15 protein-coding genes are annotated in these 15,032 nt (G+C 66.3%); 8 read left to right on the forward strand and 7 right to left on the reverse strand.

The features are described 5' to 3' along the window. Positions 1-40 precede the first annotated feature (40 nt). Both OIE68_RS24965 and OIE68_RS24970 read left to right on the forward strand, forming a co-directional pair. Positions 41-676, forward strand: coding sequence for a maleylpyruvate isomerase family mycothiol-dependent enzyme (locus OIE68_RS24965; protein WP_327093526.1), 636 nt, complete (start codon positions 41-43; stop codon positions 674-676). A 150-nt stretch (positions 677-826) separates the two neighbouring features. After that, positions 827-1,243, forward strand: coding sequence for a CBS domain-containing protein (locus tag OIE68_RS24970; protein WP_327101795.1), 417 nt, complete (start codon positions 827-829; stop codon positions 1,241-1,243). A 66-nt stretch (positions 1,244-1,309) separates the two neighbouring features. On the opposite strand, the gene OIE68_RS24975 is transcribed toward OIE68_RS24970, so the two are convergent. The 4 genes from OIE68_RS24975 to OIE68_RS24990 form a co-directional block, all read right to left on the reverse strand. Continuing rightward, entirely contained in the window at positions 1,310-2,506 is a 1,197-nt protein-coding gene (locus tag OIE68_RS24975; RefSeq protein WP_419150559.1) for an NAD(P)-dependent malic enzyme, read from the reverse strand. 474 nt (positions 2,507-2,980) lie between these two features. Then, entirely contained in the window at positions 2,981-4,552 is a 1,572-nt protein-coding gene (locus OIE68_RS24980) for an FAD-binding protein (protein WP_327093528.1), read from the reverse strand. A 51-nt stretch (positions 4,553-4,603) separates the two neighbouring features. Next, positions 4,604-4,864 carry a hypothetical protein gene (locus OIE68_RS24985; protein WP_327093529.1) on the reverse strand — a complete coding sequence of 87 codons (261 nt, stop codon included), beginning with the start codon at positions 4,862-4,864 and terminating at the stop codon, positions 4,604-4,606. Positions 4,865-4,866: 2 nt separating this feature from the next. Then, complete coding sequence (locus OIE68_RS24990) at positions 4,867-5,721, reverse strand: PHP domain-containing protein (RefSeq protein ID WP_327093530.1); 855 nt, start codon at positions 5,719-5,721, stop codon at positions 4,867-4,869. A 62-nt stretch (positions 5,722-5,783) separates the two neighbouring features. On the opposite strand from OIE68_RS24990, the gene OIE68_RS24995 reads away from it, so the two are divergent. Further along, complete coding sequence (locus tag OIE68_RS24995; RefSeq protein ID WP_327093531.1) at positions 5,784-6,860, forward strand: magnesium and cobalt transport protein CorA; 1,077 nt, start codon at positions 5,784-5,786, stop codon at positions 6,858-6,860. Positions 6,861-6,863: 3 nt separating this feature from the next. Here the strand turns inward: OIE68_RS24995 and OIE68_RS25000 are convergent, their stop codons facing one another. From OIE68_RS25000 to OIE68_RS25010, 3 genes are read right to left on the reverse strand one after another with little or no spacing between them, the layout of a single operon-like run. After that, on the reverse strand, positions 6,864-7,445 hold the full coding sequence (locus OIE68_RS25000) for a suppressor of fused domain protein (protein ID WP_327093532.1): 582 nt from the start codon (positions 7,443-7,445) through the stop codon (positions 6,864-6,866). 4 nt (positions 7,446-7,449) lie between these two features. After that, positions 7,450-7,941, reverse strand: coding sequence for a general stress protein (locus OIE68_RS25005; protein ID WP_327093533.1), 492 nt, complete (start codon positions 7,939-7,941; stop codon positions 7,450-7,452). Between the two features lie 12 nt (positions 7,942-7,953). Next, positions 7,954-8,925: a CoA ester lyase gene (locus OIE68_RS25010; RefSeq protein ID WP_327093534.1), complete on the reverse strand. Its 972-nt coding sequence runs from the start codon at positions 8,923-8,925 to the stop codon at positions 7,954-7,956. 64 nt (positions 8,926-8,989) lie between these two features. On the opposite strand from OIE68_RS25010, the gene OIE68_RS25015 reads away from it, so the two are divergent. The 5 genes from OIE68_RS25015 (at position 8,990) to OIE68_RS25035 (ending at position 14,623) form a co-directional block, all read left to right on the forward strand. Beyond that, entirely contained in the window at positions 8,990-10,297 is a 1,308-nt protein-coding gene (locus OIE68_RS25015) for a magnesium transporter MgtE N-terminal domain-containing protein (protein WP_327093535.1), read from the forward strand. Continuing rightward, a complete protein-coding gene (locus OIE68_RS25020; protein ID WP_040695080.1) occupies positions 10,287-10,880 on the forward strand; it encodes a DUF1003 domain-containing protein in 594 nt (197 codons plus the stop codon). The genes OIE68_RS25015 and OIE68_RS25020 overlap by 11 nt, the downstream gene beginning before the upstream one ends. 118 nt (positions 10,881-10,998) lie before the next feature. After that, a complete protein-coding gene (locus OIE68_RS25025) occupies positions 10,999-12,462 on the forward strand; it encodes a lytic transglycosylase domain-containing protein (protein ID WP_327093536.1) in 1,464 nt (487 codons plus the stop codon). A gap of 140 nt (positions 12,463-12,602) precedes the next feature. Continuing rightward, positions 12,603-13,466, forward strand: coding sequence for a lytic transglycosylase domain-containing protein (locus OIE68_RS25030; protein WP_327093537.1), 864 nt, complete (start codon positions 12,603-12,605; stop codon positions 13,464-13,466). Between the two features lie 20 nt (positions 13,467-13,486). Next, the gene (locus OIE68_RS25035; RefSeq protein WP_327093538.1) at positions 13,487-14,623 is read left to right on the forward strand and encodes an Mrp/NBP35 family ATP-binding protein; all 1,137 of its coding nucleotides are present in this window, start codon (positions 13,487-13,489) and stop codon (positions 14,621-14,623) included. Positions 14,624-15,032 lie beyond the last annotated feature (409 nt).

The following is a 15,032-nucleotide window of genomic DNA, read 5'->3' on the forward strand; positions in this document are numbered from 1 at the left end:
TCTGACCAATTCTACAAGAGGTCCGACCCGGGAGCGCACCATGGACCGCGAAACCTGTTGGCAGACCATCGAACAGCAACGGCGCGCGATTGCCGACCTGCTGGCCGACCTTTCGGCCGACGAGTGGGAAACGCCGTCATTGTGCGCGGGCTGGCGAGTCCGGGAGGTCGCCGCGCACATCGCGCTGACACCGCAGCCGCCCCCGATCGGCGTCATGGTCGGCACCGGGATCCGCGCGCGCGGCAACTACAACCGGTTCATCGATGACCTCACCAGGCGATACGCGAAACATCCAGCCGCAGAACTTGTTTCGGCGATCCACGCCAACGCCGGTTCCCGGAAGCTGCCCAAGCTCACCAACTATCGCAATATCCTGTTCGACACGATGGTGCACGGTCAGGACATCGCGATTCCGCTCGGTCGCACGATCGAGATCGAACCAGCGGCCGCAGCCGCCGCAACCGCCCATGCGGTAACCGTCGGATGGCCGGTATGGGATAACCACCGCCTCGACGGCATCCGCTTGGTCGCATCCGACGTCGACTGGACCCACGGCAGCGGACCGGAGATCCGCGGCCCGATCACCGCACTGTTACTCCTGGTCACCGGCCGCTCAGCAGCAATGGACCTGCTGGCAGGCGACGGCGTCGCGGCGATGACCGCTCGCCTGCGCTGACCGCCCGAGCATTGACCAATGATGTGACATGGGTCACGATGTGACGTGCCGCAGGAGTTTGCTTCGCGGATGCTCGACACACGATCGCGGAGCCGAATTCTGCGGGATCACTCATCCGAGACCAGGAGGCGTACCGTGAACAGTCGCTCTATGAAGGCGCGCGACATCATGCACGAAAACGCGGAGTGGATCCCCGCCGACGAAACGCTGGATCGGGCCGCGCAGATGATGCGCAGGCTGGATATCGGCGCACTGCCGATCGGTAGCGACGACCGGCTCGTCGGCATGCTGACCGATCGCGACATCGTCGTGAAATGCATTGCGATGGGCCATGATCCGAGCAAGGTACGGGCCGGGGATCTGGCGGAGGGCACCCCTCGCTGGATATCCGCCGATGCCGATGTCCGCGAGGTGCTGAACATGATGGAGCATGATCGGATCAAAAGGCTGCCGGTGATCGACGACAAGAAGCGGCTCGTCGGCATGATCTGCGAATCCGATATCGCAAAGAACCTCAGCGACGCCGAAATCGCAAAATTCGTCTCGGCCGTCTTCGTTCCGCACTGATCAACCCGCACAGAGCGATACAGGGCTGCTCACGTGAGTGAGCAGCCCCGTATTTCCGGGTCGAAATTACGCGACGCCCTCCGCGCGGGCGGCGGCGGCCACGGCCTCGGCGACAGCCGGGGCAACGCGCGGGTCGAGCGGGCTCGGCACGATCTTGTCCGGGGCGATCTCATCGGCGACGACGCTGAGGATGGCATCGGCGGCGGCGATCTTCATGCCCTCGGTGATGCGGCGCGCGCCCGCGTCCAGCGCGCCCTTGAAGACGCCGGGGAACGCGAGGACATTGTTGATCTGGTTCGGGAAGTCGCTGCGCCCGGTGGCCACGATCGCGGCGTACTTGTGCGCGACATCGGGGTGGATCTCCGGATTCGGGTTCGACATGGCGAACACGATCGACTCCGGCGCCATCGAGGAGATCAATTCCTCGGCGATGGTGCCCGCGGAGAGTCCGAGGAAGACATCGGCGCCGGCCAGCGCCTCGGCCGCACCACCGGCGAGCCCGCGTGGGTTGGTGCGCTGCGCCAGTTCGGCCTTCACCGCGTTGAGATCGCCGCGCTCGGTGTTGACGATGCCCTTGGAATCGAGCACGATCACGTCCTTGACGCCCGCGGCGAGCAGGATATTCGTGCACGCCACACCGGCCGCACCGGCGCCGGACACCACGACCTTCATGTCATCGATGGCACGACCCTGCACCTTGGCCGCGCCGTTGAGGGCGGCGAGCACCACGATGGCGGTGCCGTGCTGGTCGTCGTGCATGACCGGGCAATCCAGGGCCTCGATGAGCCGCTGCTCGATCTCGAAGCAGCGCGGGGCCGAGATGTCCTCCAGGTTCACCGCGCCGAAGCTCGGGCGAAGCCGGATGACGGTCTCCACGATCTCGTCGACGTCCTTGGTGTCCAGGACGATCGGGATCGAGTTCAGTCCGGCGAACTTCTTGAACAGCGCCGCCTTGCCCTCCATCACGGGCAGCGAGCCGCGCGGGCCGATGTCGCCGAGACCGAGCACCGCGGTGCCGTCACTGACTACCACGACGAGCCGGTCGGTCCAGGTGTAGCGCTTGCACAGCGCCTCGTCTTCCGCGATCGCCAGGCTGACCTTCGCCACACCCGGGGTGTAAGCGATGGAAAGGTCGCGCTGGGTGTCCAGCGGTGCGGTGAGTTCGACCGAGAGCTTGCCGCCTAGGTGGCCCGCGAAAATTTCTTCTTGGGTGATTTCGGAAAGGCTTGCGGTGGCATTCGCTGCGTCAGTCACAGATGACACGATTTCACTCCTGGTCGGGTCGGACAAGCCGGGGGGACGGTTACCGCCGGGTACATGGGTATTAGCTGTTTCACACGCTCATCGAGTGCGCTGACCGGGACATTTCGGGTCGAGCCGAGAGCGTCGGAAAAGCGACGATCTACTACCGAAACGTGGCGCGGCACTGATCCGCAGGGCGAAGGTCGGACGGGTGTGTCCGTACAAAACGTGCAGGTCTTTTCGAGCGACCTGCAAGCAGTCGCTAACGATGGGGATCCTCGGGTCGCGACGGTGCGTCGCGAGGCGGTGATCGCCGTTGTTCCCGAACCCGGCGGTGGCGTAGGCGGGAATCCGCAACATTCTGCCAGCCGGGAGGACGCATTGCCAAACCGGCGTGTCGTATCCCGGTCGAGCGTCATCTCTCGAGGGTAGGTCGCGGGAATTACCAGGGGGTAAGCAGAAACTCGCAGTTCGGTAGCGGTATCCGGTGAGCTGTCACAACGGGAGCGGATCGGCCGCGGTGAGTTCCGGCCGCGCCGGTGGCCCGGGCATCATATCGGCAACCCCGGCGCGCACCCACACCGCCTCGAGTCCGCCGGAGGTCAGCCGCACCCGCCAATCCGCCGCTGCGCCAGGATGATCGGTGCGCCGGTGCATCCCGCGACTCTCCGCGCGCGCGAGCGCACTGTATTTGGTCCAGCGCGCCACCGCCAGCAGCGCCGCCGCCTGCCTGGCGCGCAACCGGTCCACGCCGAATCCGCCGAGATCGAAGTCGGCGCCCGGCCACATGGCGTCGAGTTCACCGATGCTGTCGCGCAGACTTCCCGCGCTGCGCCAGTAGCTGCGCCGCAATGGCAGCGTGTGCTCCTGCACCAACCCGATCACCGCGCGCGGATCGATGCGGGCCACCGGATTCAGTCCCGCACCGGCCACCTCGCGCACCGGGCCCGTCACGCCGCGCCCACGTGCGAAGCTCGCGGCACCCTTTCCGGCCCACACACCCGAGGCGATGGCCCATGCTCCGCCCTGACCGCCGAAGCCGCTGACCGCGCCCGTGATCGGCTCGCGCGTCATCACATCGCCCGCACCGTAGAGCCCGGCCACGGTGGTCGCGCAGTCGGTCCCGCCTATGCGCAACCCGCCGGTCCCGCGGACCGTCCCCTCGAGCACCGCGCGCAGCGGTACGCGGCGGGTGTGGTCGACCAGCCCCTGTCTGGAGAGCCACCGCCGGACCGGGTAGGGCACATCATCCAGGGCCGCGTAGATCCGGCGACCATCCGCGATCGCGGTGAATGCCGCCGAGCGATGACCGGTGATCTCCGCACCGGATTCGTCGTAGAGCGTCGCGAAATGCAGTGCCAGCCCGGGGGCGAAGGCGGTGTCGCGGGGTCCGGGCACATCTGGTACCAGACCGTAGGCGCTGGAGAATTCCATGCCCGACAGTTGCGCGCCCGCCTCGGCGGCCAGCAGCAGTCCGTCGCCGGTATCCACATCGGTGCCCGCGCCGCCGGAGAGGAAGGCGCAGCCGCCGGTGGCGACGACGACCGCCCCGGCTCGGATGGTCCAGATCCGAAAGCCGTTGTGCCGCTGCACACCGACCGCACCGGCGACCACGCCGTCGCGATCGACGAGCAGTTGCAGGGCGGGATGGTGATCGAGAATGCGCACTCCGGCTTCGAGCAGGCTGCGGCGCATCCGGCGCAGATAGCCTGCGCCGTCGAGGCATACGCGCAAGGGTGTTGCGCCGTTACCCTCACCGGGAAACCGATAACCCCACGCCACGAGCTGTTCGATCCGCCGGTGCGTTTCGTCGAGTACGCGCAGCATCCATTCCGGTTCGGCGAGCCCGCCGCCGTGTGCGTATGCGCGCCGCACCGCCTCATCTCGCGCGGTCCCCGGCGGGATATTCCACAGCGAGGTCGTCCCGGCGGCGGTCGGCCCGCTGGCACCGCAGCGGCTTTTGTCGACGAGCGTCACCCGAGCGCCCGCGGTGGCGGCCGAGATGGCGGCCCAAGTCCCGGCGGGGCCGCCGCCGAGGACGAGCACATCCGTCTCGAATTCCGTCACAAATAGAAATGTTCGGCCACAATTCACGCGCCCGCAACCATTACCGATTTATCAGCTCCACCACTGCGTCCACAGCAATATCCCGGCGACAATAAAAACGACCACCGATCCGGAAAAAGCTGCCAATCCCCGATGATGATCTGAAAAAATTTGTGCGCCGAGGCCGATCGCCGAGGTGGCGACATGCCACGTCACCGATTCGCCGCCGGGTCCGGGAAAGCCGCGCCGAGCAGCGATTACCGCGGTACCGACAACGACGAGGGCCAGCACGAACATCCCACCGGCGACGATTCCGCTGAGTCCGCGCAGCACTCTCACGAGGCGATCACCGGCACGCCCGTCGCTTTGCCCGCGAGTTCCTCGAATTGCGCGGGGTCGGTGGTGAATTCACCTAGCCGGATGGTTTTGTTGGATCCGTGATAGTCCGATGAACCGGTGGTGATGAGACCGAGTTCGGCGGACAACTCCGTCAGCAGCGCGCGATCGGCCGCGGAATGGTCCGGGTGATCGATCTCGAGCCCGCCGAGTCCGAGCGTGGCCAGTTCACGAATATCGTCGATCGCCAGCAGCCGTCCGCGCTTACGCGCCCGAGTGTGCGCGAGCACGCTGACCCCGCCCGCGGTCGCGATCATTTCGACGGCCCGGCGCAGCGGTGTATCCGCCTTCTCCGCGTAGTAGGGGCCGTGCGGGGCCAGCAATTCGGTGAAGGCCGCGTCCACAGTCGGCACCACACCGGCCGCGACGAGCGCGCGTGCCAGATGCGGACGGCCCGCTGACGGTCCGGCCGAGGCCAGGACCGCATCCGGATCGATGGGTAGTCCGTCGTCGCGCATGCGCTCGGCCATCGCGCGCAACCGCTCGACGCGTTCGGCGCGCAAGCGTTCCCGCTCGTCGGCGAAACACCGGTCGGTCGGGTCGAAGAGGTATGCCAGCAGATGCACCGGGACCGGCCACCCGTCCTCACCGAGCCCGATACACGACATCTCGATGCCCCGCACCAGCGTCAACCCCTTCGGTAGCGCGTCGACCGCTTCGGCCCACCCGGCGGTGGTGTCGTGGTCGGTGATCGCGACGACGTCCAGCCCGGCCGCCGCCGCGTTGCGGACGAGTTCGGCCGGGGTGTCGGTACCGTCGGACGCGGTCGAATGGGTATGCAGGTCGATGCGCACGCCTTCTTTCATACCGTGCGCTCACACGGCGCACGCACGCGCACGCGACGTAGCATCGGTCGGTGCCATCAATTCCGCCGCTACCGTCGTTCCGGAGCCAGAGCCGGGCACGTAGGCAACTGCCCCATATCCCGGTCCCCACAGCGCGTGCGGTGGTCGACTGTGCCGTATACATCGACGGCAGGCGGCTGCCCGGCCATTTCAGCCATGCGGACGCAATGGCCGAGGTCAGCAATCGCGGAGCCGGATTCGTATGGGTCGGACTGCACGACCCGGACGAGTACCAGATGGCCGATATCGCCAAGGTCTTCGACCTGCACCCCTTGGCCGTCGAGGACGTCATCCACGCTCATCAGCGGCCGAAGCTGGAACGCTACGACGACACGCTGTTCCTCGTCCTGCGCACTGTCAGCTACGTTCCACACGAAATCCATTCGGTCAGCGAGATCGTCGAGACCGGCGACCTCATGGTCTTCACCGGCCCCAATTTCGCGGTGACGGTTCGGCACGGTGAGCACACCGGACTAGCCGGTGTCCGAAAGGAATTGGAGGATCGTCCCGACCAGCTCATGCTCGGTCCCGGTGCGGTGCTGCACGCGGTCGCCGACCACGTCGTGGATTCCTATGTGGCGGTGGCCCAGTCGGTCGAGAACGATATCGACGAGATGGAAGAAGAAGTCTTCACACCGCGCAGCGCGGTGACCATCGAATCGATCTACCAGCTCAAGCGAGAGGTCGTCGAGCTGCGTCGCGCGGTGAATCCGCTAGGCACCGCGCTCGAGGCACTCGGCCGCAACACCACAATGCCGTTACCCAAGGAAATTCGGCGTTATCTGCGCGATGTCGCCGATCACCACACCGCGGTGGCCGAGCGGATCAACGATTTCGACGAGGCGCTCAGCGCTCTGATCACCGCGGCGCTCGCCAAGGTCGGCGTGCAGCAGAACACCGATATGCGCAAGATCTCGTCCTGGGTCGCCATCGCGGCGGTGCCGACGATGATCGCCGGCATCTACGGGATGAATTTCACACATATGCCGGGGCTGGAGGCAACCTGGGGCTTCTGGATCGTCATCGTGATCACCCTCGCCATCTGCCTCGGACTGTACGTCAACTTCCACCGCAACAACTGGCTCTGAGAACTACAGCGACGCAGCGCCTCTGGCCGGATCATGCACATCGATCCCGGCCTCGGCCCACGCATCACGCAACGCCTGCGCACCGCGCACCCGCACCCAGGCCGCCTCGGTCGCGGTCACCGGAACCACCGCGAAGTACCGCACCGGTTCGGCGGGTTCGGGCAGCGTGACTTCGGGAATATCGCTGTCCCCCAACAGCACCGCGGTGAACGGCGCGTCGCGCCACATCGGCTCACCCAGATCGAGCAGCGCATCGGCTTGCAGCACAACACCTTCCACGGCGGGCGCCGCGGCGAGCACGCCGAGCGTGCGGGCGAGTCCGGAACTCGGGCCGACCCCGGCACGCAGCGTCAGCACCAATTCGGCCCGCGGCCCGCGCACCGGATCGGCGTGCAGGTCACCGGGATCGCCCATGGGATGACGTGATCCGCCGAGGGTCACGTAGTGCACCAGCTCGTCGCCGGGAATGCGCAGAATCTCGATTGGCTCCAAGCCCAGGAAGGTCACCGACGCGGAGTCGACACCCGTCGAGGCGGCACCGAAGTGATCCAGCACCTCGGCGCGGACCTTGTCCACAACTTCCATGCGCTCAGATCGCCAACCGCGCCAGCATGTCCCGAGCCTGCTCGGCCGACTTCGGGTCGCACAGCACGTCATAGCGGCCCGCCACCAACTGCATCGTGGAGGCGAAATCGCGCTGTCCCCTGGTCGCCGCGTACGGGATCGAGGTGGAGATGACGCCGAAGATGATGCCGCCGACCAAGCCGACCAGCACCGGCGCGAAACCGCCGCTGGTGGTGAACAAGCTCAACAGCAGGCCGAGGAACAGGCCGAGCCACGCGCCCGAAACCACCCCACCGCCGATTACCTTGCCCCAGGTCAGTCGGTACAGCACGCGCTCGACCTGCATCAGGTCCACGCCGACGATGGTCACGTCTTGCACAGGGAACTCGTTGTCGGCCAGGAAGTCGACCGCCTTCTGCGCCTCGGCATAGGTCGGATACGAGCCGACCGGCCAGCCCGATGGCGGCGTCGGCAGACCCTGGCGCGCGCGATTCGAGTTCCCCAAGGGATTCGTCATATCTCTATTCTGCTATTCCGAACCGGAGTTCGGGGGTGTGAAACGCGTGGTCCCCATCTCTGGAGACCTCAGCATCCCCGCAGCTCGGCCCTTATCAGCGATTACCTGAGCCATCTTCGCGCTGGCCTCATCGATCATTTCGTCGCCGAGCATTACCGCTCCGCGCGCACCGCCTTTTTCCGAGGTGTGGAAGGCGTAGGCATCCAGAATCAGCTCGGCGCGATCGTAATCGGCCTGGCGCGGACTGAAGATCTCGTTCGCGGCTTCGATCTGTCCGGGATGCAACACCCATTTACCGTCGAAACCGAGTGCCGCGGTGCGCCCGGCCGCCCGGCGGAATCCATCGATATCCCGAATTTGCAGGTAGGGACCGTCGATTGCCTGCAGGCCGTGCGCGCGGGCGGCGAGCAGGATGGTCATCAGAATGTGGTGGTAGGCATCGCCGGTGTCATAGCCCTCGGGCTGTTCACCGACCACCAGCGTGCGCATATTGATACTGGCCATGAAGTCGGCCGGACCGAAGACCAGGGTCTGCACCCGCGGGCTCGCGGTGGCGATCTCATCTATATTGCGCAACCCCATGGCGTTCTCGATCTGCGGTTCGATTCCGATCCGCCCGACCTCGAGCCCGCTGGCCTTCTCCAATTGCGTGAGCAGCAGGTCCAGGGCCTGCACCTGACCGGCATCGGTCACCTTCGGCAGCAGAATCGCGTCGAGTGCCGAGCCCGCGCCCTCGACCACGGTGATCACATCGGCATAGGTCCACCGGGTGGTCCAATCGTTGACCCGCACCACCCGCAGCTGATCGCCCCAGCCGGTGTCGTTCAGCGCGGCGACGATATTCGCGCGGGCCTCGGCCTTGGCGGCGGGCGCTACCGCATCCTCCAGATCGAGAAATACCTCGTCGACCGGCAAGCCCTTGGCTTTATCGATCATCTTCTTGCTGCTACCGGGGCAGGCGAGCACCGAGCGGCGCGGCTTCATGATCACTCCCGTCGATCGTGGCATGGTGTGAGTACCGGTCCGCGAACCCTCTAACCTGACAGCCATGGCAGCAACCAGGGTGTACGTCGCCAGGCTGGCCGGACTGGTGGTACTCGGCCCGGACGGCGAGTCTATCGGCCGCATCCGCGACGTCGTCGTGGCCGTCCGCTACGACCGCCAGCAACCCCGGGTGCACGGCCTGGTTGTCGAATTGCCGTCCCGGCGCCGGATTTTCGTACCGATGCTGCGGGTGACCACGATCGAACCCGGTGTCGTCGCGCTCAATACCGGCACGGTGAGCCTGCGCCGCTTCACCCAGCGTCCGGGCGAGATGCTCGCCCTCGCGCAGATCGTGGATTCTTCGGTGCGCGTTGATGATCCGGATCTGCCGGATCTCGCGGATGTCGATGTGCTCGTGGTCGATCTGGGCATCGAACAGACCCGGACCAGAGACTGGCGGGTCACCAGGGTCGCGGTGCGCGGACATCGCAGGCTCGGCCGCCGCCGGACCGTGCATGTAGTGGACTGGATGCAGGTCAGCGGGCTGACGCCGTACGAGATCGGCAGGCCGGGCCAGGACGTCACCCAGTTGCTCGAGCAGTTCGAGGGCCTGCGTCCCGCCGATGTCGCGCATATGCTGCGCGAACTTCCCGAGAAGCGGCGCATCGAGGTGGCGATCGCACTCGACGACGAGCGACTCGCCGATGTCGTGCAGGAACTTCCCGACGACGACCAGGTCGATCTGCTCGGCCATCTCGAGGTGCGCCGCGCGGCCGACGTGCTCGAGGCGATGGATCCCGACGACGCCGCCGACCTGCTCGGCGAACTGCCGAAGGGTGAGCGGGAATCGCTGCTGGCACTGATGGATCCGGAGGAGTCCGAACCCGTCCGCAGGCTGCTCGAACACTCGCCCGATACCGCGGGTGGTCTGATGACGCCGAAACCGGTGGTCCTGACTCCGGCCACCACCGTCGCCGAAGCGCTTGCCCGAGTGCGCAATCCGGATCTGACACCCGCGCTGGCCACCATGGTGTTCGTGGTGCGGCCGCCGACCGCAACGCCGACCGGCCGCTTCCTCGGCACGGTGCATTTGCAGCGACTGCTGCGCGAACCCCCGGCACACCTGGTCGGCGGCATCCTCGACACCGATCTGGCTCCCCTGCGTCCCGATGCCTCGCTCGGGGCGGTGACCCGCTATTTCGCCACCTACAACCTGGTCTGCGGTCCGGTGGTGGACGAGGAGAACCATCTGGTCGGCGCGGTCAGTGTGGACGACGTGCTCGATCATCTACTACCGGAAGATTGGCGCGAGCAGGAAGATACGGCCCACGACGCGGTCGTGGGCCACGAGGGGGTAGCCGATGCCGAGTGAGAAGACTCCGGCGCGCCAGCGCCTGGAAACGCCGATGGAATCGCGGTTCCGCTTCGATTACGACGCCGAGGCGCTGGCCCGCTCCAGCGAGCGGGTCGCCCGATTCCTCGGCACCGGACGCTATCTCGCGATCCAGACGATTGTGGTGATCGTCTGGATCCTGCTGAACGTCTTCGTGATCGCGCTGCGCTGGGATCCGTATCCGTTCATCCTGCTCAATCTCGCGTTCTCGACCCAAGCAGCGTATGCCGCACCGCTGATCCTGTTGGCGCAGAACAGACAAGACAATCGCGACCGCGTGTCGCTGGAGGAGGACCGCACCAGGGCCGCCCAGACCAAGGCCGATACCGAATTCCTCGCCCGCGAGCTCGCATCGCTGCGGATCGCGGTCGGCGAGGTTGCTACGCGCGACTACTTGCGCAGGGAATTGGAGGAAATGCGAGAGGTGCTGGACCGGATCGAGGCCGCGCAGTCACCCGATTCCGAGTCGAGCCCCGATAAACCGCCGAAGGCCAATCGCAAGAAAAGCTCCGGCAGAAAGCCGGGCACAGTTCAGGTTTCACCGCCAGTTGCTGACGATTGACAGGAAATGCTCAACAAGGTTGTGACCCACGGGTAACCTGGACGACGTTGTCCCGAGCGGACGGGCAGGGGATGTCCCGGACAGGCGCTCTCACGACGTAGAGGATTGGTGTGGCCGAATGCGAATCTCTGCTCCGATAACCGTCTCGGCCCTGGTCGTCGCTGGTCTTGTGGCCACGGGCTCGGGTACCAATGCCACCCAATCCACCACTCCCGATACCGCACCCGAGGCTTTGCTCGCGGCGTCGACCGGGCCGTCCGCCGCCGACGGAACATCCGGCAACACCGGCGAAGCCGCATTGTCCCGGACAGTTGGTCTCCTTCCGGTAACGCCGGAGGCTCCCCGCAAACTTCGAGCAATGACTCCGCTTGCGGACGGCACGCCACTGTTCGCGGGTTCGGTGCCGTTGCACGACATCGCCCTGCCCGCCACCGGCGGCGCGCTCGGGATCCCGGAAATCGTGCTCGCGGCCTATCGCAATGCCGAACTCGCACTGGAATCCTCGATGCCCGGCTGCGGTCTGTCGTGGAGTCTGCTGGCCGGTATCGGGCGGATCGAATCGCTGCACGCGGGCGGCGGACGCACCGACGCCGCGGGCACCACCGTGACGCCGATCTTCGGACCCGCGCTGGACGGCTCGCTACCGGGCAATGAGGTGATCAAGGCCGCCGACGGCACCGCGGTGCGCGCCATCGGGCCGATGCAGTTCCTGCCGAGCACCTGGAGCCGGTACGCCGCCGACGGCAACGGTGACGGTATCGCCGACCCACACAATGTCTTCGACGCCTCGCTCGCCGCGGGCAAGTACCTCTGCTCGGGCGAGTTGAACCTGCGCGATCCGCAGCAGGAACTGCGCTCGGTGCTGCGCTACAACAATTCGCTCGCCTACGCCGCCAATGTGCTGAGCTGGTCGGCGGCCTACCGCACCGGCGGCACTCCGAGCCAGGTGAACATCTCCCCCGATCTCATCCCGCCGGGTACCGCGCCGATCACGACGGGCGCGGACATGTTGGCCGCATCCACGTCGACACCGAAGACCACCACCACGACCGAACTGCCGCCGAATACCGTGACCATCCAGACGCCGACCGAGGTGATGATCACCATCCCCGGTCTGCCGCCGATCCCCTGCGGCATCTTCTGCCCGCGGCCGGTACCCAAGCCGCCGTGCGATCCCCAGCAGGTGGCTCCGGCGCAGCTGCCCGCACCCGGCGATCCGGCGCAGTCGCCCATCGCGCCGGCGCAGACCTACGGTGCTGTGGAAAACGGTGAGCCGAAGGATCCTCAGCAGCAGAACCAGCAGCATCCGGATCAGCAGCAGCCGCAGCGGCAACCCGCCAATTGCACTCCGGCTCAACCGGATGCGGCCCAGCCCGCGCCCGCACCGAATGCACAGAATCCGGCGCAGTCGCCGGGCGAAACGCTGCAGAGCACCCTGGAGAAGACACCGGAGCCCGGTGTGGCCGATGCGCCGGAGCCGACGCAGACCGAAGCAGCTACCCCGCCGCCCGCACCGGGCATCACGCTCCCGTTCGGCATCGTGATCCCGCTGCCCGCCCCAGCACCGGCCCCGCAGGGCTGAGACCAGGACCGATATCGAAACGATGACGCCACACCGAGACCCGATAACGAAGCAGTAACAAAAAGGTCTCGAATGCGGTACTCTCTACTTCGTCCATCACGAAGGGCTCGTTATCGAGTCAATTGGAGGGTCACCGCACAGTGGGGCGTCACCGAAAGCAGTCGCCTGCGACGATCAAGCGCAGCTCCGTAATCGCATTGACCGGATTGGTCCCCGCTGGACTCGTGGCCGTCGCCGCGTCCGCAGGCACCGGCGATCCGACCGCAACGTCTGTCCTGCAACACATTCCGGGGGACGATCAAGACGACCAGGCGGCGAGACTTTCGGTCGCCGCGGAACCGGCGGCGACCGAATTCGTCGCGAACGCAATGGCAAAGCAGACGCCGAGTGCGCCGCCGATCGTGAAAACCGTTGCGCTGCCCGATGGTAGGCAACCGGCCGCACTGCCACCCGGTCCGCTCGGCATTCCCGGCGTCGCCGTCGCGGCATATCAGAACGCCGAAAACATACTCGCCGCCGAGAATCCGGTCTGCGGAATTCCGTGGTACCTGCTCGCCGGTATCGGCCGGGTCGAATCGACGCACGCCTTCGGCGGTAAGGCCGATGCGGACGGCAACCCGCTGACACCGGTCTACGGTCCGGTGCTCGACGGCAGCCTCGCGGGCAACCACGTCATTCGTGATACCGACGGCGGCTCGCTGGACGGACTCAGCGGATACGACCGCGCCATCGGCCCGATGCAGTTCCTGCCGGAGACCTGGAAGCGCTACGGCGCCGACGGTAACGGCGACGGCATCGCCGATCCGCAGAATCTGTTCGACGCGACACTGACCGCGGGCAGGTACCTGTGCGACGGCGGGCTGAATATGCGCGATCTCACCCAGCAGACCCGGGCGATCCTGCGTTACAACAACTCCATGGCCTATGTCGCGAATGTGATGGCGTGGGCCGGGTCTTATGCCTCCGGCATCGCACCGAAGCCCGGGGACCTGCCGCGAATCTGAGACAACGTAAAATTCATGCCATGCCAGTGGTAACGGAAGTGGATGTACGGGGAGCCCTCGCGAAGGTCGACGATCCGGAGATCCGCAAACCGATCACCGAACTGGGCATGGTGAAGAGCATCGCCATCGGTGCCGATAGCAATGTCCATATCGAGGTCTACCTGACGACGGCGGGCTGCCCGCTGCGCACCGAGATCACCCAGCGGGTCACCAAGGCGGTGGCCGACGTCGCAGGCGTCGGCGCGGTCACGGTCGACCTCGATGTGATGAGCGATGAGCAGCGCACGAATCTGCGCAAGCAGTTGCGCGGCGACTCCGCCGATCCGGTCATCCCGTTCGCCCAGCCCGGTTCGCTCACCCGCGTCTACGCGGTGGCCTCCGGTAAGGGCGGCGTCGGAAAGTCCAGTGTTACGGTCAATCTCGCCGCCGCGATGGCCGCGCGCGGTCTCTCGGTCGGTGTGCTCGACGCGGATATCTACGGTCACTCGATTCCACGGATGCTCGGTACCGACGCGCGCCCGACTCAGGTCGAGCGGATGATCATGCCGCCGCAGTCGCACAATGTGAAGCTGATTTCCATCGCCCAGTTCACCCAGGGCAATACGCCGGTGGTGTGGCGCGGTCCGATGCTGCACCGGGCGCTGCAACAGTTCCTCGCCGATGTGTTCTGGGGCGATCTCGATGTGCTGCTGCTGGATCTGCCGCCCGGCACCGGCGACGTCGCGATCTCCATCGCGCAGCTGATTCCGAATGCGGAGATCCTGGTCGTCACCACCCCGCAGCCGGCGGCCGCCGAGGTCGCCGAGCGCGCCGGTGCGATCGCGCTGCAGACCCGGCAGCGGATCGCGGGCGTCATCGAGAATATGTCCTGGCTCGATCTGCCCGACGGCACCCGGATGGACCTCTACGGTTCCGGTGGTGGCCAATCCGTCGCCGACCGTCTCACCCGGGCCGTCGGAGCGAATGTGCCACTGCTGGGCCAGATTCCGATCGAGCAGGAATTGCGCGAGTCAGGCGACGAGGGCACCCCGATTGTATTGCGCAATCCGGAGAATCCGGCCGCCAAGGCACTGCTCGAGGTCGCCGACAAACTAGCGGTGCGCCGCCGCGGACTCGCGGGCATGTCACTCGGAATCGACACCACGCGCCACCAATAGCCACAGGCCACACCCGCAGCTAAGGCGCTGCTCGAAATCGCCGACAACCCCGCGGCGCACCACCGCAGACTCGCAGGCATGCCACGGGAATCGACATCACGCGCCACCTAAAGCCGCAGGCCACACCTGTCACTGCGGATCACACCAGTCACCGCAGGCTACATCGCAACTGCGGGCCACACAGTCACCACAGGCCCCAGCTGTCGTGACGGGCCACAGCTGTCGTGACGGGCCGCACCGACACCGCGGGCAACATCTGTCACCGCATGCCCCGGTCCATCGCGGGACACACTGGCGGCTGGGTGAATCTCACCTTTCGTAGGGGAGTGGCCGCCCTGCGGCGCTTTCATAATCGCGGGTCCTCGTCGGGCCGCGACTGCGCCGTGCCGACTCGGATCGACCGGGCGAT

Source organism: Nocardia vinacea, from assembly GCF_035920345.1.
GTDB lineage: Bacteria > Actinomycetota > Actinomycetes > Mycobacteriales > Mycobacteriaceae > Nocardia > Nocardia vinacea_A.

Bases quoted from the DNA above. Each gene is read 5' to 3' on its own strand.
- OIE68_RS24965 (WP_327093526.1), top strand. From the start codon at position 41: ATGGACCGCGAAACCTGTTGGCAGACCATCGAACAGCAACGGCGCGCG.
- OIE68_RS24970 (WP_327101795.1), top strand. From the start codon at position 827: ATGAAGGCGCGCGACATCATGCACGAAAACGCGGAGTGGATCCCCGCC.
- OIE68_RS25000 (WP_327093532.1), bottom strand. From the start codon at position 7,445: ATGGAAGTTGTGGACAAGGTCCGCGCCGAGGTGCTGGATCACTTCGGT.
- OIE68_RS25005 (WP_327093533.1), bottom strand. From the start codon at position 7,941: ATGACGAATCCCTTGGGGAACTCGAATCGCGCGCGCCAGGGTCTGCCG.
- OIE68_RS25010 (WP_327093534.1), bottom strand. From the start codon at position 8,925: ATGAAGCCGCGCCGCTCGGTGCTCGCCTGCCCCGGTAGCAGCAAGAAG.
- OIE68_RS25015 (WP_327093535.1), top strand. From the start codon at position 8,990: ATGGCAGCAACCAGGGTGTACGTCGCCAGGCTGGCCGGACTGGTGGTA.
- OIE68_RS25020 (WP_040695080.1), top strand. From the start codon at position 10,287: ATGCCGAGTGAGAAGACTCCGGCGCGCCAGCGCCTGGAAACGCCGATG.
- OIE68_RS25025 (WP_327093536.1), top strand. From the start codon at position 10,999: ATGCGAATCTCTGCTCCGATAACCGTCTCGGCCCTGGTCGTCGCTGGT.
- OIE68_RS25035 (WP_327093538.1), top strand. From the start codon at position 13,487: ATGCCAGTGGTAACGGAAGTGGATGTACGGGGAGCCCTCGCGAAGGTC.